Here is a 19,502-nt window from a genome sequence, read left to right as displayed (position 1 = left end):
AAACGATATTGTCAGACCCCCTGTCTACCGTTGTGGCAGTCGCGTCGGACAGCGTTTCGGGAGGGGAATATCCGTGGGACGCAGGGTGTTGAGCCTCGTTCTCGCACTGGTGCTGGGCAGCGGTCTGCTGACGGTCCCGGCGGCCGCGAGCCAGGGCGTGTGGCTGGGCACGTGGTCCGCCGCGATGCAGCGGCCCACCACGGGTTTCGCGCCGAACTGGTCGGAGAAGGGCTTCGCCGACCACACGGTGCGGCAGGTCGTGCGGACCAGCGTCGGCGGCGCCCTCGCCCGTGTTCGACTGTCCAACCACTTCGGTGCGAAGCCGTTGCGCGTCGCGGGCGCCACGATCGCGCGCACGGCCGAGGGGGCGGCGGTGCGGCCGGGTTCGGTGCGCCCGTTGACGTTCCGGCTGTCCAAGATGGTGGAGATCCCGCCGGGCGGGCAGCTGCTGAGCGACCCGGTGCCGCTGTCCGTCGCGCCGCTGGAGCGGCTGACCGTGACCCTGTACCTGGCCGAGCCGACCGGCCCGGCGACGACGCACCTGTTCGCCACGACCACGAGCTACCGCGCGAGCGGTGACCACGTCGGGGACGTCGGCGCCGCGGCGTTCACCGAGAAGGCCACGTCCTGGTTCTACCTCGCCGGTGTCGAGGTGACCGGGCCGCCGCTGAGGCGGGACGCGGTGGTGGCTTTCGGCGACTCGATCACCGAGGGCGCCATGTCGACGGTCGACGGCTTCAACACCTATCCCGACGAGCTGGCCGAACGGCTCGGCAACGCGCGGGCGGTGCTCAACACCGGCATCGGTGGCAACCGCGTGCTCAACGACTCCGCGTGCCTGGGGGAGAGGGCGGGCAAGCGGTTCCAGCGCGATGTGCTCGACCAGCCCAGGGTGCGCACGGTGATCGTGATGGAGGGGATCAACGACATCGGGATGAGCGAGATCCCCGGGGAGGCGTGCGTGACGCCGAACCCGAAGGTGACCGCCGCGGAGCTGATCGCCGGGCACCACGATCTGGTGAAACGCGCGCACGCCAAGGGAATCCGGGTGATCGGCGCGACGATCACGCCGTTCAAGGGCGCTGGCTACTTCACCGAGCGCGGCGAGGCGGTGCGGGACGAGGTGAACACCTGGATCCGCACCTCCGGCGTGTACGACGCGGTGCTCGACCTCGACCGCGTGATGGCCGATCCGGCGGACCCGGACGCACTCCGCCCGGCCTACGACAGCGGCGATCGCCTGCACCCCAGCGACGCCGGCTACCGCGCGATGGCCGCCGCCGTCGACCTCAGCACCCTCTGACCCGGCTCCTCCGGCGGACGGGGCACGTGGGTTGGCCGGTCTTCAAGTACCCCCAACCCCGCCCTCAGCGGTCGCAAACGACCCCCAACCCCGCCGTTCCTCGGTGAGCCACAGAAGCAGCCGTCCAGGCCCTGTCCCGCAGATCCTTCAAGCACTCGCACACCAAGTAAACTGTGCTCATGCATCCCAACCGCCCCCAGACCCAACGCAGGGCGGCCGCAACCTAGAGAGCCCCGTTTCGTACTCATAACGGGAAAAAGAGCGCTCCCAAAGCCCGTTATGAGTACGAAACGGGTTCTTTGGGCTGCGCTGGTGATGTTTCGGGGGAGGGCGAGTGCGGGTGGCGTCTGCTAGTGCCTGATGCTGAACTCACGCGACTCGGCGAGGACCTTGCTCCCACGGCTCTCGACGAATTGCAGACGGAAGTTGGCGCCGACCGGGAAGCCGCCCTTGCGGGGATGAATGCGAGTCTTGAGCAAGGTGCCGTCGACGTTCACCGCCACGATGTGCGCGTACGGCGGTGACGAGCGCTTGAGCACGATGTCGAACGTCGGCGGATCGGTGGCGGCGCGTTTCCAGGCCACGTCCTTGGGGGTGAACGGGCCTTTCCAGTCGATGCCGGGCCGTGTCACCTCGTAGGCGTTGGCGACCGGGGTCATGACGAACATGAGCAGGACCGCTGACAGGAGTGCTGTGCGCACCGGGCATCTCCTTCGGAGTGGTTCAGTGGTCGGCCGCGTCAAGCGCGGGGGCCACGTGGCCGAGCGCCTCGCGCATGAGCTCGGCCAGGGAGCCTTGGGGGACAACGAGAAGCGGGTTCCCGGGGGCGGGGCTGACCCAGTTCTCCAGTGCCACGCGGGCCGCCGCCGAAACTGCCGCGGCGAGCACGGTGGGGGCGAGGCCGCGCGTGCCGGTCCTGGCTTCGATAGCGGCCGCCAAGGGCTGCTCGATCTCGGTGAGGGTCTGCACGAAAGCCTTGCGCAGCGCGGGATTCGACGTGATCAGCGTGAGCGCGTCACCGCTGGGCTCGTCGGTGGACGTGCACAGGTCGAGCACGGCGGCCACCACGGCGTCGGCGAGGGGTTCGTCGGCGGGCCGAGCGCGGAGCGCGGCGCCGACGCGGAGGGCTCGTTCGGCGGCGAGCGCGGCGACGATCGCCTGTTCGCGACTGGAGAAGTAGTTGTTGTAGGTCCGCGGTGAGACGCCCGCGGCCTCGGCGATGTCGTCCACGCGCACGTTCTCCGGGCCGTGCTCCAGGGCCAGGCGCAGGGCGGCGGCGCTGAGGGCCTCGCGGGTCGCGAGCTTCTTGCGTTCGCGCAGCCCACCGGGCTCGTTCGGGCTCATGCGGGCCAGTCTAGCGGCTGAGTTGCGTGCGCGCATTTTTGCGTGCACGCACTTTTGTGTACGCTGCGGTTGGCACTCGGGACGTGCGAGTGCCAGGCAGGGTGGTCGGCGCCGGTGGTGCAACGCCGTCGCGGGCGGCGGCGCCGATCACCCCTGAGCAGCAAGGGAATCCGCAATGGCCAAGATGATCGCGTTTGACGAGGAAGCCCGTCGCGGTCTCGAGCGGGGCATGAACACCCTCGCCGACGCCGTCAAGGTGACGCTCGGGCCCAAGGGTCGCAACGTCGTTCTTGAGAAGAAGTGGGGCGCTCCCACGATCACGAACGATGGCGTCTCCATCGCCAAGGAAATCGAGCTTGAGGACCCGTGGGAGAAGATCGGGGCTGAGCTCGTCAAGGAAGTTGCCAAGAAGACCGACGATGTCGCGGGTGATGGCACCACGACCGCGACGGTGCTGGCGCAGGCGCTGGTGCGTGAGGGTCTGCGTAATGTCGCGGCGGGTGCGAACCCGATCGCGTTGAAGCGGGGTATTGAGAAGGCGACTGAGGCGGTTGCCGAGCAGTTGCTGAAGAACGCCAAGGAGGTCGAGACCAAGGAGCAGATCGCTGCCACGGCTTCGATTTCCGCTGCTGACTCCACGATCGGTGAGTTGATCGCTGAGGCGATGGACAAGGTCGGCAAGGAAGGTGTCATCACCGTCGAGGAGAGCAACACCCTGGGTCTTGAGCTGGAGCTCACCGAGGGCATGCGCTTCGACAAGGGCTACCTGGCCCCGCATTTCGTCACCGACACCGAGCGGCTGGAGGCGGTGCTCGACGATCCGTACCTGCTCTTCGTCTCCGGCAGGATCGCGGCCGTCAAGGACGTGCTTCCGGTGCTGGAGAAGGTGATGCAGACCGGTCGGCCGCTGTTGGTCGTCGCCGAGGACGTGGAGAACGAGCCGCTGGCCACGCTCATCCTCAACAAGCTGAAGGGCACCTTCAAGTCCGTCGCGGTCAAGGCGCCGGGCTTCGGTGACCGCCGTGAGGCGATGTTGCAGGACATGGCGATCCTGACCGGTGGTCAGGTCATCTCGGAGAAAGTGGGGCTGCGCCTGGAGAACGCGGACACCACGTTGCTCGGCTCCGCCCGCAAGGTCGTCATCACCAAGGACGAGACCACGATCGTGGAGGGCTCCGGCGACGCCGAGGCCATTCAGGGCCGGGTCAACCAGATTCGCGCGGAGATCGAGAAGTCGGACTCCGACTACGACCGCGAGAAGCTGCAGGAGCGCCTGGCCAAGCTGGCCGGTGGCGTGGCCGTGATCAAGGCGGGCGCGGCCACCGAGGTCGAGCTCAAGGAGCGCAAGCACCGCATCGAGGACGCGGTGCGCAACGCCAAGGCCGCCGTCGAGGAGGGCATCGTCGCGGGCGGCGGGGTCGCGCTCGTGCAGGCCGGGGCGGCGCTCGCCGGGCTCTCCCTGGACGGCGACGAGGCCATCGGCGCGCAGATCGTGAAGATCGCCCTGGACGCTCCGCTGAAGCAGATCGCCCTGAACACCGGATTGGAGCCGGGCGTGGTCGCGGAGAAGGTGCGCGGCCTGCCGCCGGGGCACGGCCTGGACGCGGCGGCCTCGCGCTACGTGGACCTCGTCGAGGCCGGGATCATCGACCCCGCCAAGGTCACCCGTTCCGCGCTGCGCAACGCCGCCTCCATCGCAGCCCTCTTCCTCACCACCGAGGCCGTCGTCGCCGACAAGCCCTCGCTCCACGCGCCCGCAGACCCCGCCGCCCCCGACTTCTGACCCCCATCGTCGCCCGCCCGCCAATGCCGTGTTTGGGGCGTTGAGCGCCCTGAACGACCCGTTCAGGGAACCCAACGCCCCTAACGACCCGTTCAGGGGGAAAGCGGGGGGTGGGAGCGGCCGTGGGGGGTGAGACCCCAGGGTTTGCGGACGGAGAGCACGGCGACGGCGACCGCGAGGGCGGGGGAGATCAGCGAGAGGTGGGGGACGGCGCCGAGCGCGGCCTGGACCGAGCCGAGGGAGGCGCCGTCGGCGAGGAGTTGACTGCCGTGCTCGGGGACGTCCTGCCAAGCGATGACGGGCAGCATCATCAGCACGAGCACCACGCCGAACTTGACGGCGAGCCACCACCTCCGGAACAGCCCCCAGCGGGTGCCGAGCGCGAGCGCCAAACCGGAGAAGAACGCCAGGAACGCCATGGGGCCGAGGAAAACGCCGTCGATCACGAGCATCGCGGTGAACATCGACTCGGCGATCGGCCGCGAGGCGGTGGTCGCGGCGGTCACGCCCAGCACGCCCTGAACGGTGATCATCCCGATCCAGGCGACGGTGGTGACGGTGTGCAGGGGAAGGAGGATTCCGCGCAACCGCAAGGAAATCTGCCCGCGCGTGACCGGAGCGGGCAGCAGCGCCAGCACCGCGCCGATGACGTGCAGCGCGACCGCGGTCAGCATCACGTCCACAACGACGGCGGGCCGCTCGAACGGCTCGATCAGACCGGGGGAGCGGTGGACGAGCACGGGCAGCTGGAGCAGCACGAGCCCGACGAGCGCCGCGAGCGTCACCCGTCCCCACAGCCTGCCCTGGAACGTCATGGCGGCGAAGAACCCGAGCAGCAGTGCCCAGAACGCGGGCCACCCGACGTGCCGCAGCGGAGCACCGGCGGCCTGCTCGATCAGCATTCCCGTCAGCAGGAGCGCGGCGGCTGCCGTCGTGCACGCGGCGGCGGCCGTCAGCGTGACCGGTCGCCGCCGCACCTCATTGATCACCATGCCGCGACGCTAGGGAGCCCGACCCGAGCCGGGCTTGGAGAAATGTGCTCAGAACGGGACGACGAGCCCGGTCGCCCGGCGGAAGAACTCACCAGGCGCGCAGCCCGCGATGGCCCGGAACTCGGCGTTCAGGTGCGCCTGGTCGTAGTAGCCGGAGTCGGCGGCGACCCGTCCCCACGACACGCCGGAACCCGCGAGGCGAAGCGCGGAGCGGAACCGGAGAACGCGGGCGAGGCTCTTCGGAGCGAGACCGACCTGATCGTGGAACCGCCTGCTCAGGTGGTGGCGGCTGATGCCGATCTCGGAAGCCAGCGAAGCCACCCTGATCCGCCCGGTGCTCTCCCGCAGCCGCCGCCACGCCCACGCCACGGCCGGATCGGGCACCGCGCGCCTGGTCAGGAACCCGCTCAGCACCCGGCGCCGCGCTGCCCACGAATCCAGTGCCGCCAACTGCTCGACGAGGAGGTTCACGTGCGGCCCGAGCACGTCCGCGAGGTCGGTGACGCGGTGGCTCAGCTCGCGCATCGGAACGCCGAGCAGCTCGTAGGCGGCGAGCGGGGTCAGGTGGAGCTGCATGCTGTGCAGGCAACCGTGGTGCTGAGTCGATCCCGGCCGATCCTTGATGCCGACGACGAGCGCGTGCGCGGTGGTGGGCACCGGCGAGCGCAGGGGGCCCGCCACGGACCGCAGCGGGTCGCCGAACCGGAAAACGATCTTGACGGTGCCGCGCGGGACCCGGTGCCGCCACGTCGGCTCGGCCGCGAACCCCTCGTACCCGAAACACCGCAGGGCCATCAGGTCGGTACCGGCAGGGGTTGCTGGGGGAGTTCGTCCAGGATGAGCACGGTGTGGCTGGACACGACGTCCGGCATGGTCTGGAAGCGGTTGAGCACGAGGTCGCGCAGGCTGGACGCGTCGCGCGCGCGGACCAGCAGCACCAGGTCGTGCTCGCCGGAGACCAGGGCGCCGTGCCACACCTCCGGGATCTCCAAGATCCGCTGGCGGACGGCTTTCCACGAGTGCTGGCTGACCTTCAGGTGCACGTAGGCCGCCACGCCGAAGCCGTAGCGCTCCGGGTCCACCGTGGCGCTGTAGCCGGTGATCACCCCGTCCCGCTGCAACCGCTCCACCCGGGCGTAGGCGCTGCCGCGGGAGATGTGCAGCTTCTCCGCCAGCGTGCGCATGGACATCCGGGCATCGGAGCGCAGCTCGGCCACGATCCGCCGGTCGGTGTCGTCGAGCGGGGAGACCGGTGTGCGCTTTGCGGACACTTCACTGGACATATGGCCGACTCTAACCGTTTGCGTGAGCCATCTGCACAGAGAAGTGGCTCCCATCTGGAAGATCGGCCCTGCAAATTTCACCATGGAGGGAGACGACGGAGTCAGCCAGGTCACACGGGAGGTCCCATGTCTGTCACCGACCTTTCCGCGCGGGAGCGCTCATTGCTGCCCACCGAGCTCCCGCTGGCCCTGCTGGACAAGAACGGCATACCCGTTGACGACCCGGCGCTGGAGATGCCCGCCGACGACGTGCTCCTGGAGCTGCACCGGCGCATCGTGATCGGCCGCCGCTTCGACACCCAGGCCACCGCGCTGACCCGGCAGGGGCGGCTCGCGGTCTACCCCTCCTCGCGAGGGCAGGAGGCGTGCGAGGTCGGGTCGGTGCTCGCGTTACGCGAGCAGGACTGGCTGTTCCCCACCTATCGCGACTCGGTCGCCCTGGTGACCAGGGGAGTGGACCCGGTGCAGACGCTCACGCTGCTCCAGGGCAGCTGGCACCTCGGCTACGACCCGTACGCGCACAAGGTCGGCCCGCAGTGCACTCCGTTGGCCACCAACACCCTGCACGCGGTCGGCCTCGCGCACGCGGCGCGGCTCAAGGGCGAGGACACCGTCGCGCTCGTGCTGCTCGGCGACGGCGCGACGAGCGAGGGCGACACGCACGAGGCGCTGAACTTCGCGGCCGTGTGGAAGGCGCCGGTGGTGTTCCTGGTGCAGAACAACGGCTATGCGATCAGCGTTCCGATGAGCAAGCAGAGCGCCGCGCCTTCCTTGGCGCACAAGGGAGTCGGCTACGGCGTGCCGTCCTGCCTGATCGACGGCAACGACCCCGCGGCGGTCTACGCGACCGTGCGCGAGGCGATCACCGCCGCTGCGGCCGGTGGCGGTCCGGCGCTGATCGAGGCCAGGACCTACCGGATCGAGGCGCACACCAACGCCGACGACGCGGGCCGCTACCGCGACTCCGACGAGGTGGCCGCCTGGCTGGACCGCGATCCGCTCGACCGGATCGAGCGCTACCTGACCGGGCGCGGCCTGCTCGACGACGCCCGCCGCGCGGAGATCCAGGCCGAGGCCGAGGACTTCGCCGCGTCGGTGCGCGACGGCATGAACGCGGAGCCGGAGCTGGACCCGGCCGACCTGTTCGCCCACGTCTACGCCCAGCCGACGAAGGCGCTGCGCGACCAGGCCGCCCTGCTGGCCGAGGAGCTGTCGTCATGACCACCGCGGTGCGCAACCAGGAGCTGTCCATGTCCGCGGCGCTGAACCGCGCGCTCGCGGACGCGCTCGAGGCCGACGAACGCGTGCTCGTGTTCGGCGAGGACGTGGGCCCGCTCGGCGGCGTCTTCCGGGTGACCGACGGGCTGACCGCGCGCTTCGGCGAGCACCGCGTCTTCGACACCCCGCTCGCCGAGTCCGGCATCGTCGGCACCGCGATCGGCATGGCCATGAACGGCATGCGGCCGGTGGTGGAGATGCAGTTCGACGCGTTCGCCTACCCCGCGTTCGAGCAGATCACCAGCCACCTCGCCAAGATCCACAACCGCACCCGCGGCCGGGTCGAGCTGCCCGTGGTGATCCGCGTGCCCTACGGCGGCGGGATCGGCGGCGTCGAACACCACTGCGACTCCTCCGAGGCGTACTACACGCACACGCCCGGCCTGCGCGTCGTCACGCCGGGCACCCTCGGCGACGCCTACCAGCTGCTGCGCGACGCGATCGACTCGCCGGACCCGGTGATCTTCCTGGAGCCCAAGCGGCGGTACTGGTCCAAGGGCCCCGTCGCGCTCGACCGCTCCGGCCCGGCCATGGACCGCGCGCTCGTGCGGCGGCCGGGCAAGGACGTCACGCTGATCGCCTACGGGCCGATGGTCGCCACCGCGCTGGAGACCGCGGCGGCCGCGGCCGAGGAAGGCTGGGACGTCGAGGTGGTCGACCTGCGCAGCCTTTCCCCGTTCGACGACGAGACGGTCACCGAGTCCGTGCGCCGCACCGGCCGGGCCGTGGTCGTGCACGAGGCGGCCGGTTTCTCCGGCTACGGGGCCGAGGTCGTCGCGCGGGTGACCGAGCGGTGCTTCCACCACCTGCACGCGCCGATCCTGCGCGTCACCGGCTTCGACATCCCGTACCCGCCGCCGAAGCTGGAGGAGCACCACCTGCCCGGCGTGGACCGGATCCTCGACGCCATCGCCCGGTTGCAGTGGGACGACGAGGTGGTGGGTTTCGGTGGCTGACTTCCTGCTGCCCGACCTCGGCGAGGGGCTGACCGAGGCGGAGATCGTCAGCTGGCTGGTCGAGATCGGCGACACCATCGCGGTGGACCAGCCGGTGGTGGAGGTCGAGACGGCCAAGGCGGTCGTGGAGGTGCCCTCACCGTTCTCCGGTGTGGTCACCGCGCGGCACGGCGCGCCCGGCGAGACCCTGTCCGTGGGTTCGGTGTTGATCAGCGTCGGCTCGCAGTCCTTCGCCGAGCCCGGCGTCGTGGTTCCCGCTCCGGCCGGACCGGTCGACGAAGGCAGCGGCAACGTGCTGATCGGCTACGGCACCTCCGCGGCTCCGCGGCGCCGTCGCCGGGCACGCGTCCGGCAGTCGCAGGAAACCCCGAGGGCAAGCGCGAAACCAGGGGTGATCTCCCCGTTGGTTCGCCGCATGGCCAAGGACAACGGCGTCGACCTCGCGGTGGTGCGGGGCAGTGGGCCCGGTGGGGTCGTGCGGCGCTGCGACGTCGAGCAGGCGATGGCGAAGCCGGTTGCCTCCGGTGAACGCCGGATTCCCTTGAAGGGACTGCGAAAGACCGTCGCCGACAAGCTCAGCGCCTCGCGCCGGGAGATCCCCGAGGCGACGGTGTGGGTCGACGTCGACGCCACCGAGCTGATGGCCGCGCGCGCCGCGCTCGACGGGGTCGGCCTCCTGGCGTTGTTCGCGCGCTTCGCCGTGCTCGGGCTGCGCCGCTTCCCGGAGCTGAACTCGCGCGTCGAGGGCGACGAGATCGTGGTGCTGGACGACGTGCACCTCGGCTTCGCCGCGCAGACCGATCGTGGACTCGTCGTCCCGGTTGTGCGGGACGCGAACAAGCTCACCACGAAGGAGCTGTCCTCGGCGCTGGCCGATCGCACCGCCGCCGCGCGGGACGGTCGGCTCGGGCCCGCGGAGCTGACCGGTGGCACCTTCACGGTGAACAACTACGGAGTGTTCGGAGTGGACGGTTCGGCGGCGATCATCAACCACCCCGAGGCCGCGATCCTCGGGCTGGGGCGGATCATCGACCGGCCGTGGGCGGTGGACGGTCAACTTGCGATTCGCAAGATCACCGAACTGACGCTCGCCTTCGACCACCGGGTCTGCGACGGCGCGACGGCGGGCGGATTCCTGCGCTTCGTCGCGGACTGCGTGGAATCCCCGATCAGGGCGCTGGCCGACCTGTGAACCCGCCCAGCCCGTGTCCCACAAGCTCCGCCCGCACTCCGCACACCAAGTAAACTCTGCCCATGCACTCCACCCGCCCGTCCACCCCATCCACGGCGGGTGCCGTCTAGAGAACCCCGTTTCGTACTCATAACGGGAAAAAGAGCGCTCCAAAATCCCGACAAGAGTACGAAACGGGGATTTGGGCTGCGCTGGTGATGTTGTGGGGGAGGGGACGGGGGGCGTGCGGTCGTTGGTGACGGCGTGTGGGACGTGGCCTAGGTCCATCCGGCGGGGATCCGCCTGAAATCCTGATCTTGTCGGAGGAGGCCCGCGGCGCAGGCCCTAAGCTTGTCAGGCATGGACGACCTTGCCTGCCTGAGCCCGCCGGAGCGAGTGCGACGGTGGGCCCAGTTGCTGGAACAGGTCGATTCGCGGATCAGGGAGCGCGCGGGCGGGCGGGTGGACTGGGTGCGGCTCAAGCTGAACCTGATCCGCAAGGGCCGCGCCATGGAGGTGTACTCGGCGGCGGAGGCCGCGGTGCGCACGGCGGGGTTCGTCGCCGAGCTGCACCGCGGGGGCATGGCCGAGGAGGTGGCGGAGGTGCTGCCCTCGGCGGAGGAGCTGGTCCGCGCCTGCCTCGCGGAGATCCCGATCCCGCCTGAGCGCGCGCTGACCAGGGGCGTGCTCGACGACCTCGACGTGACCGCGATCCGCAACAGCAGGCAGGCGAGGATCTTGGTGGACGCGGCCGAGCAGCACGCCGCCCGGCTGCGCGATCCCCGGATCGCCGCGCAGCTGCGCCGGTGGACCGCGCTGAAACCCCGGCTGGTCTAACTGTCCACAGTGGACGAAATGGTTGCTGGCAACCTGTCAGCTCCGATCTGCGTACCCTGGCGCGGTGACCGATGTGCAGCCCTCGCCGCCGGCGGAGGACGAGAAGCCCGAGACGACCGAGCAGCCGAGGAAGAAATCCTCCTTCTGGCGTGAGCTGCCGATCCTGATCGTCACCGCCCTCGTGCTGGCGTTCCTGATCCAGACCTTCATCGCGCGGGTCTACGTGATCCCGTCCCAGTCGATGGAGACCACGCTGCACGGCTGCCCCGGCTGCACCAACGACCGGGTGCTGGTGGACAAGGTGGTGCACCGCTTCACCGATATCGAGGCGGGCGAGGTCGTCGTCTTCCGCGGCCCGGACTCCTGGGCGGGCAACCACCTCACCGAGCCGGACTCCGGCTGGGGCTGGCTGCGGGACCTGGGCTCGCTGTTCGGCCTGCCCGCGGCCAACGAGCGGGACTTCGTCAAGCGGGTGATCGCGCTGCCCGGCCAGAAGGTCGAGTGCTGCACGGCGGACAACAAGGTGAAGGTGGACGGCAAGCCGCTGACCGAGCCCTACGTCCACTACCAGGACGGCTTCGGCGACCAGCAGATCGCCTTCGGCCCGGTCGTCGTCCCGCCCGGCCACCTCTGGATGATGGGCGACAACCGCAACAACTCCCGGGACTCCCGCGCGGCGGGCCAGGGACCGGTGCCGATCGAGAACGTGATCGGCAAGGTCCGCGCCATCGTGCTCCCGCCCAGCCGCTGGCAGGGCATCGACCACCCGAACCCGCAGGCGGTGGCCCTCGGAGCGCCCGCGTGGCAGGCCGCGCTCCCGCTCGGGCTCGGCCTCGCGGGCGCCTGGCCCGCGCTGTGGGTGTCGCGCCGCACGAGTCGATCCCTGCGCTCGCGCATGCTCGGCTTTCCTGGAAACTGGCGCGCCCCCTGAACCTGTGACATGGGACCGGGTAGTCCGGTAAGGACATCATCCGGTTCAGGGGCGTGCTCCAGGCTTTTCTGGGGAACTTCACAGGATTCACCGGTAGTTTGCGGCTGCGGTTTCCGAATCGCATTCCACGAAATCTGTGAATTACCTGTGAGAGGTGAACGATCTCCGTGGCACATCGCGAATTCTCCCGCCGCGCCTTCGGGGCCGGTGCCGTCGCGGCGGCGGCGAGCCTGTCGCCGACCGCGGCGCACGCGAGCCAGGAACGGCCGTTCCGCGCCGCGCCGCAACGGCGGTCCGCGCGGCCGAACGTGCTGTTCATCCTGGCCGACGACCTCGGCTGGGCCGACCTGTCCTGCTACGCCTCACCCCACATCAAGACGCCCAACCTGGACGGGCTCGCCGCCCAGGGCCTGCGCTTCACCAGCGGTTACGCGGGGTCCTCGACCTGCTCGCCGACGCGGCTGAGCCTCTACACCGGCCGGTACCCGGGCCGCATCCCGGCTGGTCTCGAAGAGCCGATCAGGGGTGACGGGCCCGGTCTGGAACCCGCCCATCCCACGCTCGCCTCGCTGCTGCGCGACGGCGGCTACACCACGGCGATGATCGGCAAATGGCACTGCGGCTCACTGCCGGACCACAGCCCGACGAAATCAGGGTGGGGGGAGTTCTTCGGGAACTTCGGTGGTGCTCTGGAGTACTACTCGAAACTCGCGGGCAACGGGAAGTACGATCTTTACGAGGGCGAGACGCCATATCAGGATCTGCGTTACTACACCAGGATCATCACCGAGCGGGCGAGCGAGTTCGTCCGGCGCGGCCATGACAAACCGTGGCTGTTGAACCTCAATTTCACGACTCCGCACTGGCCGTGGATCGCCGAGGGGGACACCCAGGAGGCGGCGCGGCTGGCGAAGCTCATCAGCTCGCTCCCGCCGGAGCAGGCGGCCCTCGCGATATCGCACTTCGACGGCGGATCGCTGAACAAGTACCGGCAGATGGTGCAGGACCTGGACAGCTCCATCGGCACGGTCCTGCGCGCCCTCGAACAGACCGGCCAGCACCGCGACACCCTCGTGGTGTTCTCCAGCGACAACGGCGGCGAGCGCTTCTCCTGCACCTGGCCCTTCAGCGGCGCGAAGTCGTCGTTGCTGGAGGGCGGGATCCGCGTTCCGACCATCCTGCGCTGGCCCGCGCGCGTCGACGGCGGCCAGGTCAGCGACGTCCCGGTGTTCACCCCCGACTGGACCGCCACGCTGCTCGAGGTCGCGGGCGCACGCCCGCACGCCGCCCACCCGCTCGACGGCGTCAGCCTGGCCGGTCACCTGCTGCGCGGCGAGGCGGCTCCGGCCCGGGACCTGTTCTGGCGCCAGAACGGCCAGCGCGCCCTGCGCCGGGGCAAGTGGAAGTACTACCGCGCGGAGCGAGCGCGAATCCCGCTCCACAACGGCAAGGACGTCCTGTTCGACCTGGAGCAGGACCAGCACGAGGGCGCCGACCGGTCGGCGCACGAACCGGCCTTGGTGGCCGAGCTCAAGGCGGCGTGGGAGAAGGTCGACGCCACGCTGCTGCCTTACCCGAGGAGGTGAGCTACCTCGCGTAGTGCGCGCCGAGTGCCTGGCCCGCGGCGGACAGGGTGCGCTCGACGAGGTCGGTCGAGGTGCCCTTCCGCCAGCGCTGCGCCCATTCGGCGGCATAGTCCAGGTAGTCGCCGTACTGCTCCGGCGACCACGGGCCGTCGATGCCCCAGTCCGAGCCGCGCAACGCGTTCATCGCGATCACCACGTGCTCGTCGAGGATCAGCGGACCGGTCTTGCCGTCGAACGCCGCGAAGTACAGGACCTTGGTGAAGCCCGGGGCGGGCAGCCTGCCGAGCGCGTGGCTGCCCTTCCTGGTGAGCATGCCGAACCCGGCGACCGGGCCGTCCTCGCGCGTCCTGCGCACCGCGGCGGAGAGGTTCGGGCCGACCAGGCCGGGATTGTGGTCGAAGACCATGCCGAGCTTCACCGCGCCGCGCTGCTTCGGCCCGGACGTCCAGACGTAGGCCGCCACCAGCGTGTGCACGGCGCCGAGATCGTCGTCCGCGCGGCCGGCGATCTGGAAGATGGTGCGCCGGTCCACGGTCCCGGCGTCGAGCTCCGGCGGCCAGAACGCGGCGTCCGGCAGGTGCGGCAGCCAGTGCAGCTTGCTGAAGCCGACCCGCTGGCGGAGGAGGTAGACGCTGTCGCGGGCGGGCGGGGTCCCTCGGAAGACCTTGTCGAAGTCCAGGACGCTCACCGCCGCACGGTACCGAGGCGCACCGGCAGATCGCGTTCGGCCCACTCCGCCATCGTGTCGAGCACTTTCCGCAGCCGCGTCCCGGCCTCGGTCAGTTCGTACTCCACCCGCGGTGGCACCTCGGCGTAGGCGGTCCGCGTCACCAGACCCGTTTCCTCCAGCCGCCGCAGCCGCGCGGACAGCGTTTTCGGACTGATGCCGGGCAGTCCGGCGCGCAGTTCGGTGAAGCGCTTCGGGCCCGGGAGGAGGTCGCGGACGATCAGCGTCGCCCAGGTTCCTTCCAGGACGGCCAGGAACCGCGCGACCCCGCACTCCGGCAGATCGTGATCCAGATCACTCACGGCAGCCCCAATAGTTCATTTGAGGTAACTGATTCCCTGTCGGAAGCATAGGGGACATGACCTACATCGTTCATGGCGCGACCGGCGCCCAAGGCGCTCCTGTCGTCAAAGCCCTCGAAGCCGCTGGTCTCCCGGTGCGCGGCCTGTCCCGTGCCGAGGGCGACCTCGACGACCGCGACGCGCTCACCGCCGCTTATGAAGGCGCGACCGGCGCGTTCATCCACTTCCCGATCACGCCCGACCCGGCAGCCCCGGCGCGCTGGGCGGAGAACCTGGCCGCGGTGGCCCGCCCGGCCCGCGTGGTGATCTCCACCAGCGGCGGCGTTCCTGGCGACGCCTCCTCGCCGTTCGGGGCGCAGCGGCTGACGGCGCTCGGCGACCTCGCCGAACGGCTGCGCGAGGCCGGAGTCCTGGTGACCGTGCTCGCGCCGCGGTTGTTCCTGGAGAACCTGCTGCTGCCGCCCGTACAGGAAACCCTTGCCGCGGAAGGGGTTCTGGCCTACCCGGTGGCGGCCGACCGGCCGGTGGCGTGGGTCAGCCACCTCGATGTCGCCGAGGCGGCGGTGGCCGCGCTCACCCACGCCACCCCACCGTCCTTTGTGGACGTCGGCGCGGTTCCCGGCCTGACCGGGGCAGAACTCGCCGAACAGCACGGGGCCGGTTACCGCGCGATGCCGCCGACGGAGTTCGGCGAACTGCTCGCCCCGATCCTCGGAGCGGGTGCCGCGGCCGGTGTTCAGGGGCTCTACCAAGCGGTTGCGGCCCGGCCGGACGCGTTGGCGTTCACCGCCGAGACCGGGGCCGAGAAGCTGCTCGGGGTGCGGCCGCGGTCCGTGCGCGAGTGGCTGGCGGGATTGAGCGGTACCCCGGTCGGGTAGTCCGGACCGGTGAGTCGGCCGGAGGAGTCCGAGCAGCGGCAGCTCGCCCGCAACCTCAGCGAGCTGCTCCAGGAACTGCGCGTCGCCCAGGGCGGCGTGCAGATCCTGTTCGGGTTCCTGCTGTCCATCGCGTTCAGCGATCGCTACGAGGACGTCAACGGCTACATCCGGGTGCTGCACCTCATCACGGTCGTGCTCGCCGCGGCGGCCGTCGCGCTGCTGACCGCCCCGGCGTCGTGGCACCGGCTGCTGTTCCGGCAGGGCATGCGCAAGGAGATCATCGAGACCGCCAACGTCTTCGCCATCACCGGCATGGTGTTCCTGGCGCTGGCGATGATCGGCACGGTGCTGCTGCTCGGCGAGGCCATCGTGGGCGGCTGGCTGGCGATCGCCATCGGGGTGCTCGCGTTGGTGGGGTTCGCAACGCTGTGGTTCGTGCTGCCGCTGTTGCGCCGCAAGGACTCGTAGTCGCCAGTCCGGCAGCACTGTTGCAATGATTCCAAGAGTGAGGCTCAGCCGTTTCCGCTAGTCAGCGTCGGCATCGTTGTCAGGGTCGTCGTCGCGGGAGATCGCCCAGGCGATGCCCGCGCCGATGCCGAGCACCACCAGCGACGGCAGGATCAGGTCAAGCAACACCCACATGCGTGGTTCTCCTCTTCGGGGATTCGACAGGAATCACGCCTGCGGGGAGGAGGAGGTTGTCTGACCCGGATCAGGTTTTTTGACGTTCAGGCCGGATGCGCCGAAATCAGCAGGCTCGCCGTGCGCAGCTGTGATCACAGCGTTCGGCGCGCTGGCGGGCGGCGCGCTGATCCCTCAGCCCGCGATCGCCGAGACGGTGTCGCGGTAGATCTGCACCTCCTCCCTCGGCTCCACCACGAGCACGCGGATCTTGCCGAGCACGCCGAGCCGGTCCACGATCGCCTCGCGCACTTCCGGCTGGTCCCAACCGATTTCCCCGGTGAAGACCAGCGCGTCGATCCGGTCCAGGCTCGTCGCCGCGGCGGCCAGCTCGCGGCTCGCCCGGTGCGCGAACACCCGCAGCGCCAGGTCGGCGTCCATGTCTCCCTCCGCCGCCGCCTTCACCAGGTCGCGGGTGTCCGGGGAGCCGCCCAGCCCGAGCAGTCCGGAGCGGGTGTGCAGCCCCTCGGACAGTTCGTCGAGGCCGAGCTTGTTCTCCCGCAGCAACCACAACAGCATCCCCGGGTCGACGCTGCCGCTGCGCTTGGCCATGGGCAGACCCTCAAGCGGAGTGAAGCCCATGGACGTGTCGACACTGCGGCCGTCGCGGAAGGCGCACACTGAACTCCCACCGCCGAGATGGGCCAGCAGCACGCTCAGCTCCCGCGCAGGCCGCCCCAGTTCCTCCGCGGCCCTGCTGATCGCCCAGCCGTAGGAGAGGCCGTGGAAACCGTAGCGCCGCAACCCGAAGCGCTCGCGCCATTCCTTCGGCAGCGGGTAGGTCGCCGCCACCTTGGGGAGTCCACTGTGGAATGCCGTGTCCGGGCACAACACATGTGGCACAGCAAGCTTTTCTCGCAGCTTGTCTAGCAGGGTCAGGCTCGCGGGAACGTGCAGCGGGGCGAGTGAGGCGAACTCCCGCACTGCGTCGACCACCGAGTCGGAGACGATTGTCGGCGCGATGACATCGGGGCCGCCGTGCACGATTCGATGGCCGACAGCCTCGATGTTCGTGTTGCGGGACAACAGCTCCTCGAGTTCACGCACCGCGTCATCGGTCTCCGGGCGTTGCTCGACGTGCATGGAGTCGATCACGTGATCGTCGTCGATCACGTGTGCCTGCAAGCTGGACGAGCCTGGGTTGATCGTCAGCACGGTGCTCATGCCGACCACTCCCACTCGGTGATCTCCGGGGAGTCCGTGCCCTCGCGGTAGGCGTAGTCCTTGAGCTCGTCCCGTTTCTCGAGCAGCTCCGGCACGATCCCACCGCCCCGCGAGGACCATCCGGGCGTGCGGCCCACCGCGTCGGCGGCGAGGTCGTACCGGCTCATCTTGTTGCTCACCAACAGGTCGAAGGGCGTGGTCGTAGTGCCCTCCTCCAAGTAGCCGTGCACGTGGAAACGGCTCGGATCGGGCCTGCCGTGCAGCACCTCGTGCACGGCCGAGGGGTAACCGTGGAACGCGAAGATCACTGGGATGCCCTCGCCGAAGCACGCGGTGAACTCCTCGGCGCTCATCCCGTGCGGATGCTTGTCCGGAGTGGACAGTGTGAGCAGGTCGACCACGTTGACGACGCGCACGCGCAGCTCCGGCGCGTGCCTGCGCAACAACCACGCCGCCGCAACGGTTTCCACGGTCGGGATGCCACCGGCGCAGGCGAGCACCACGTCCGGCTCCGCGTGGCTCGCCCACTCCCAGACGCCCGCGCCCGCCCGGCAGTGCCGCTCCGCCTCGGCCAGGTCCAGCCACTGCGGCGCCGGGTTCTTGCCCGCCACCACCAGGTTGATCCGGTTCGTCGTCGCCAGGCAGTGCCGCATCGTCACCAGCAGCGTGTTCGCGTCCGGCGGCAGGTAGACCCGGCTCACCGAGGACTTCTTGGTCAGCAGGTTGTTGAGGAAGCCGGGGCCCTGGTGGCTGTAGCCGTTGTGCTCCTGCCGCCAGCCCTCGCTGGTGAGCAGGTAGTTCAGGCTGGCGACGGGTGCCCGCCACGGCACCTCGCCCGACATCTTCAGGAACTTGGCGTACTGGTTCACCATTCCGTCCACAATGGACGCGAATGCCTCGTAGCAGGGGCACAGCCCGTGCCGACCGGTGAGCAGGTAGCCCTGCAACCAGCCCTGGCACAGGTGCTCGGAGAGCACTTCGAGCACCCGCCCGTCCGGGGCCATGTGCTCGGAGTACTCGGTGAGCGGCCAGGTGAACGCGCGCCCGGTGGCGTCGAGGACGGCGCCCAGCTTGTTGGACTCCAGCTCGTCCGGGCACATGATCCGGAAGTCCCGCCGCCGCTCGGTGACGCGCATCAGCTCCGCGAGCCAGCCGCCCGTGGTCTCGGTGGCGCTCGCGGTGGCACCGCCCGGTTCGGGCACGTCGACGGCGAACTCCGCCAGCTCCGGCAGCGGCAGATCCCGGCGGAGCTCCCCACCGTTGGCCTGCGGCACCCGGCCGAGCCGCAACTCTTCCACAGGCAGGCATTCCAGGAGGTCCTCCATGGGCCTGCCGTCGTCGTGGAACAGCTCCTCCGGGCGGTAGGACCGCAGCCACGCCTCGATCTCGGGGAGCTGGTCGGCGCTCAGCGGCACCTGGTGGGCGTGGAAGGTCCCGCCGCCCGCGTCCTCCGGCAGGCCCCAACCCTTGGGACTGCGCAACAGGATCATCGGCCGACGCTGCTTGATCTCCTTGTGCGCCAAGTCCAGTGTGTCGGCGAGCACCTGATCGGGATCGTCGGTCCGCTCGACGTCGACGATGTGCGGAGTCCAGCCCGCGCCGCGGAAGTACTGCGTCAGCTCGTCGTCGGACATGGTGGCGTAGATGGTCGGCGAGGAGATCTTCGCGCCGTTGATGTGCAGCACCGGCAGGACCGCGCCGCAGGTCCGCGGGTCGAGGAACTTGTTGGCGTGCCACGAGGCCGCGGTCGGCCCGGTCTCCGCCTCGCCGTCGCCGACGATGCACGCCACCAGCAGCTCCGGGTCGTCGAGGGCCGCGCCGAACGCGGTCGCCAGCGCGTACCCCAGCTCGCCGCCTTCGTGGATCACGCCCGGCACCTCGGGGGAGAGGTGGCTGGGGAATCCGCCGGGCCAGGAGAACCCCTTGACCAGGTCGGGGAGCGTCATGCGGGGGTCGACGGCGGAGTGCGTGCCCTCCAGCCACAGGTTCGCGTGCACGGCGGGCGCCCCGTGGCCGGGACCGGTGACCAGCAGCGTCCGCTGCCCGGTGCGCCGCACGAGCCCGTTGAGTCCACTGTAGACAAACGTGATCCCGGGACAGGTGCCCCAGTGGCCCAGCAGCCTCGGTTTGAGGTGTTCGGGGCGCAGCGGCTCGCGCAGCAGGACGTTGTCGCGCAGGTAGATCATGGCCGCCGCGAGGTAGTCACAGGCCCGGCGATAGCGCCGCGAGGTCTCCGTAGCAGATGTCCGCACTGCTCCCGGTTACCCAGTGTTTTCTCCGCCGATG

The 19,502-nt window shown here is 69.9% G+C and carries 19 protein-coding genes; 10 read left to right on the top strand and 9 right to left on the bottom strand.

The annotated features are described in order from the left end of the window. Positions 1-73: 73 nt before the first annotated feature. Complete coding sequence (locus tag NLX83_RS32055) at positions 74-1,303, top strand: SGNH/GDSL hydrolase family protein (RefSeq protein ID WP_254238965.1); 1,230 nt, start codon at positions 74-76, stop codon at positions 1,301-1,303. Between the two features lie 350 nt (positions 1,304-1,653). Here NLX83_RS32055 and NLX83_RS32050 read toward each other — a convergent pair whose 3' ends face one another. After that, complete coding sequence (locus NLX83_RS32050; RefSeq protein ID WP_254238964.1) at positions 1,654-2,004, bottom strand: GPI anchored serine-threonine rich family protein; 351 nt, start codon at positions 2,002-2,004, stop codon at positions 1,654-1,656. Positions 2,005-2,026: 22 nt separating this feature from the next. Beyond that, positions 2,027-2,647, bottom strand: a complete 621-nt coding sequence (locus tag NLX83_RS32045; protein ID WP_254238963.1) for a TetR/AcrR family transcriptional regulator — start codon at positions 2,645-2,647, stop codon at positions 2,027-2,029. Between the two features lie 175 nt (positions 2,648-2,822). Between NLX83_RS32045 and groL the strand changes: the two genes are divergently transcribed. Further along, positions 2,823-4,430, top strand: a complete 1,608-nt coding sequence (gene groL / locus NLX83_RS32040; protein WP_254238962.1) for a chaperonin GroEL — start codon at positions 2,823-2,825, stop codon at positions 4,428-4,430. 92 nt (positions 4,431-4,522) lie between these two features. Here the strand turns inward: groL and NLX83_RS32035 are convergent, their stop codons facing one another. Genes NLX83_RS32035 through NLX83_RS32025 form a run of 3 tightly spaced genes read right to left on the bottom strand, consistent with a single transcriptional unit; the run spans position 4,523 to position 6,705 of the window. Further along, positions 4,523-5,422, bottom strand: a complete 900-nt coding sequence (locus tag NLX83_RS32035; protein WP_254238961.1) for a hypothetical protein — start codon at positions 5,420-5,422, stop codon at positions 4,523-4,525. 48 nt (positions 5,423-5,470) lie between these two features. Beyond that, positions 5,471-6,217, bottom strand: coding sequence for a helix-turn-helix domain-containing protein (locus NLX83_RS32030; protein ID WP_254238960.1), 747 nt, complete (start codon positions 6,215-6,217; stop codon positions 5,471-5,473). Then, positions 6,217-6,705 (bottom strand): Lrp/AsnC family transcriptional regulator, encoded by a 489-nt coding sequence (locus tag NLX83_RS32025; protein WP_254238959.1) that lies wholly within the window; start codon positions 6,703-6,705, stop codon positions 6,217-6,219. Before NLX83_RS32025 ends, NLX83_RS32030 begins: the two co-directional genes overlap by 1 nt. A gap of 126 nt (positions 6,706-6,831) precedes the next feature. Here NLX83_RS32025 and pdhA point away from each other — a divergent pair, with 126 nt between their 5' ends. The 6 genes from pdhA to NLX83_RS31995 all read left to right on the top strand — a co-directional run bounded on the left by pdhA (position 6,832) and on the right by NLX83_RS31995 (position 13,464). Then, positions 6,832-7,926 (top strand): pyruvate dehydrogenase (acetyl-transferring) E1 component subunit alpha, encoded by a 1,095-nt coding sequence (pdhA, locus tag NLX83_RS32020; RefSeq protein ID WP_254238958.1) that lies wholly within the window; start codon positions 6,832-6,834, stop codon positions 7,924-7,926. After that, entirely contained in the window at positions 7,923-8,939 is a 1,017-nt protein-coding gene (locus NLX83_RS32015; protein ID WP_254238957.1) for an alpha-ketoacid dehydrogenase subunit beta, read from the top strand. Before pdhA ends, NLX83_RS32015 begins: the two co-directional genes overlap by 4 nt. Then, positions 8,932-10,131 carry a dihydrolipoamide acetyltransferase family protein gene (locus NLX83_RS32010; protein ID WP_254238956.1) on the top strand — a complete coding sequence of 400 codons (1,200 nt, stop codon included), beginning with the start codon at positions 8,932-8,934 and terminating at the stop codon, positions 10,129-10,131. Before NLX83_RS32015 ends, NLX83_RS32010 begins: the two co-directional genes overlap by 8 nt. A 339-nt stretch (positions 10,132-10,470) precedes the next feature. Continuing rightward, complete coding sequence (locus NLX83_RS32005; RefSeq protein WP_254238955.1) at positions 10,471-10,947, top strand: hypothetical protein; 477 nt, start codon at positions 10,471-10,473, stop codon at positions 10,945-10,947. A 64-nt stretch (positions 10,948-11,011) separates the two neighbouring features. Further along, positions 11,012-11,878 carry a signal peptidase I gene (lepB, locus tag NLX83_RS32000; RefSeq protein ID WP_374118833.1) on the top strand — a complete coding sequence of 289 codons (867 nt, stop codon included), beginning with the start codon at positions 11,012-11,014 and terminating at the stop codon, positions 11,876-11,878. Between the two features lie 167 nt (positions 11,879-12,045). Further along, a complete protein-coding gene (locus NLX83_RS31995; protein WP_254238954.1) occupies positions 12,046-13,464 on the top strand; it encodes a sulfatase family protein in 1,419 nt (472 codons plus the stop codon). 1 nt (position 13,465) lies between these two features. Here the strand turns inward: NLX83_RS31995 and NLX83_RS31990 are convergent, their stop codons facing one another. Both NLX83_RS31990 and NLX83_RS31985 read right to left on the bottom strand, forming a co-directional pair. Then, positions 13,466-14,152 (bottom strand): 8-oxoguanine DNA glycosylase OGG fold protein, encoded by a 687-nt coding sequence (locus NLX83_RS31990; RefSeq protein ID WP_254238953.1) that lies wholly within the window; start codon positions 14,150-14,152, stop codon positions 13,466-13,468. After that, positions 14,149-14,493 carry a winged helix-turn-helix transcriptional regulator gene (locus tag NLX83_RS31985; RefSeq protein ID WP_254238952.1) on the bottom strand — a complete coding sequence of 115 codons (345 nt, stop codon included), beginning with the start codon at positions 14,491-14,493 and terminating at the stop codon, positions 14,149-14,151. The genes NLX83_RS31990 and NLX83_RS31985 overlap by 4 nt, the downstream gene beginning before the upstream one ends. Before the next feature lie 56 nt (positions 14,494-14,549). Between NLX83_RS31985 and NLX83_RS31980 the strand changes: the two genes are divergently transcribed. After that, positions 14,550-15,371: an SDR family oxidoreductase gene (locus NLX83_RS31980; RefSeq protein ID WP_254238951.1), complete on the top strand. Its 822-nt coding sequence runs from the start codon at positions 14,550-14,552 to the stop codon at positions 15,369-15,371. Positions 15,372-15,380: 9 nt separating this feature from the next. Further along, positions 15,381-15,839 carry a DUF6328 family protein gene (locus NLX83_RS31975; RefSeq protein ID WP_254238950.1) on the top strand — a complete coding sequence of 153 codons (459 nt, stop codon included), beginning with the start codon at positions 15,381-15,383 and terminating at the stop codon, positions 15,837-15,839. 348 nt (positions 15,840-16,187) lie between these two features. Here NLX83_RS31975 and NLX83_RS31970 read toward each other — a convergent pair whose 3' ends face one another. Together NLX83_RS31970 and NLX83_RS31965 are read right to left on the bottom strand one after the other, a co-directional pair. Continuing rightward, the gene (locus NLX83_RS31970; RefSeq protein ID WP_254238949.1) at positions 16,188-17,216 is read right to left on the bottom strand and encodes an acetate/propionate family kinase; all 1,029 of its coding nucleotides are present in this window, start codon (positions 17,214-17,216) and stop codon (positions 16,188-16,190) included. Further along, entirely contained in the window at positions 17,213-19,468 is a 2,256-nt protein-coding gene (locus tag NLX83_RS31965; protein WP_254238948.1) for a phosphoketolase family protein, read from the bottom strand. The genes NLX83_RS31970 and NLX83_RS31965 overlap by 4 nt, the downstream gene beginning before the upstream one ends. Between the last annotated feature and the right edge of the window lie 34 nt (positions 19,469-19,502).

This window comes from Allokutzneria sp. A3M-2-11 16 (assembly GCF_024213555.1).
Lineage (GTDB): Bacteria > Actinomycetota > Actinomycetes > Mycobacteriales > Pseudonocardiaceae > Allokutzneria.
The sequence above is the reverse complement of the archived record's forward strand: the minus strand, read 5'-3'. Positions and strand labels throughout refer to the sequence as shown.

Bases quoted from the DNA above. Each gene is read 5' to 3' on its own strand.
- NLX83_RS32045 (WP_254238963.1), bottom strand. From the start codon at position 2,647: ATGAGCCCGAACGAGCCCGGTGGGCTGCGCGAACGCAAGAAGCTCGCG.
- groL (WP_254238962.1), top strand. From the start codon at position 2,823: ATGGCCAAGATGATCGCGTTTGACGAGGAAGCCCGTCGCGGTCTCGAG.
- NLX83_RS32035 (WP_254238961.1), bottom strand. From the start codon at position 5,422: ATGGTGATCAATGAGGTGCGGCGGCGACCGGTCACGCTGACGGCCGCC.
- NLX83_RS32030 (WP_254238960.1), bottom strand. From the start codon at position 6,217: ATGGCCCTGCGGTGTTTCGGGTACGAGGGGTTCGCGGCCGAGCCGACG.
- NLX83_RS32025 (WP_254238959.1), bottom strand. From the start codon at position 6,705: ATGTCCAGTGAAGTGTCCGCAAAGCGCACACCGGTCTCCCCGCTCGAC.
- pdhA (WP_254238958.1), top strand. From the start codon at position 6,832: ATGTCTGTCACCGACCTTTCCGCGCGGGAGCGCTCATTGCTGCCCACC.
- NLX83_RS32015 (WP_254238957.1), top strand. From the start codon at position 7,923: ATGACCACCGCGGTGCGCAACCAGGAGCTGTCCATGTCCGCGGCGCTG.
- NLX83_RS32005 (WP_254238955.1), top strand. From the start codon at position 10,471: ATGGACGACCTTGCCTGCCTGAGCCCGCCGGAGCGAGTGCGACGGTGG.
- NLX83_RS31980 (WP_254238951.1), top strand. From the start codon at position 14,550: ATGACCTACATCGTTCATGGCGCGACCGGCGCCCAAGGCGCTCCTGTC.
- NLX83_RS31970 (WP_254238949.1), bottom strand. From the start codon at position 17,216: ATGAGCACCGTGCTGACGATCAACCCAGGCTCGTCCAGCTTGCAGGCA.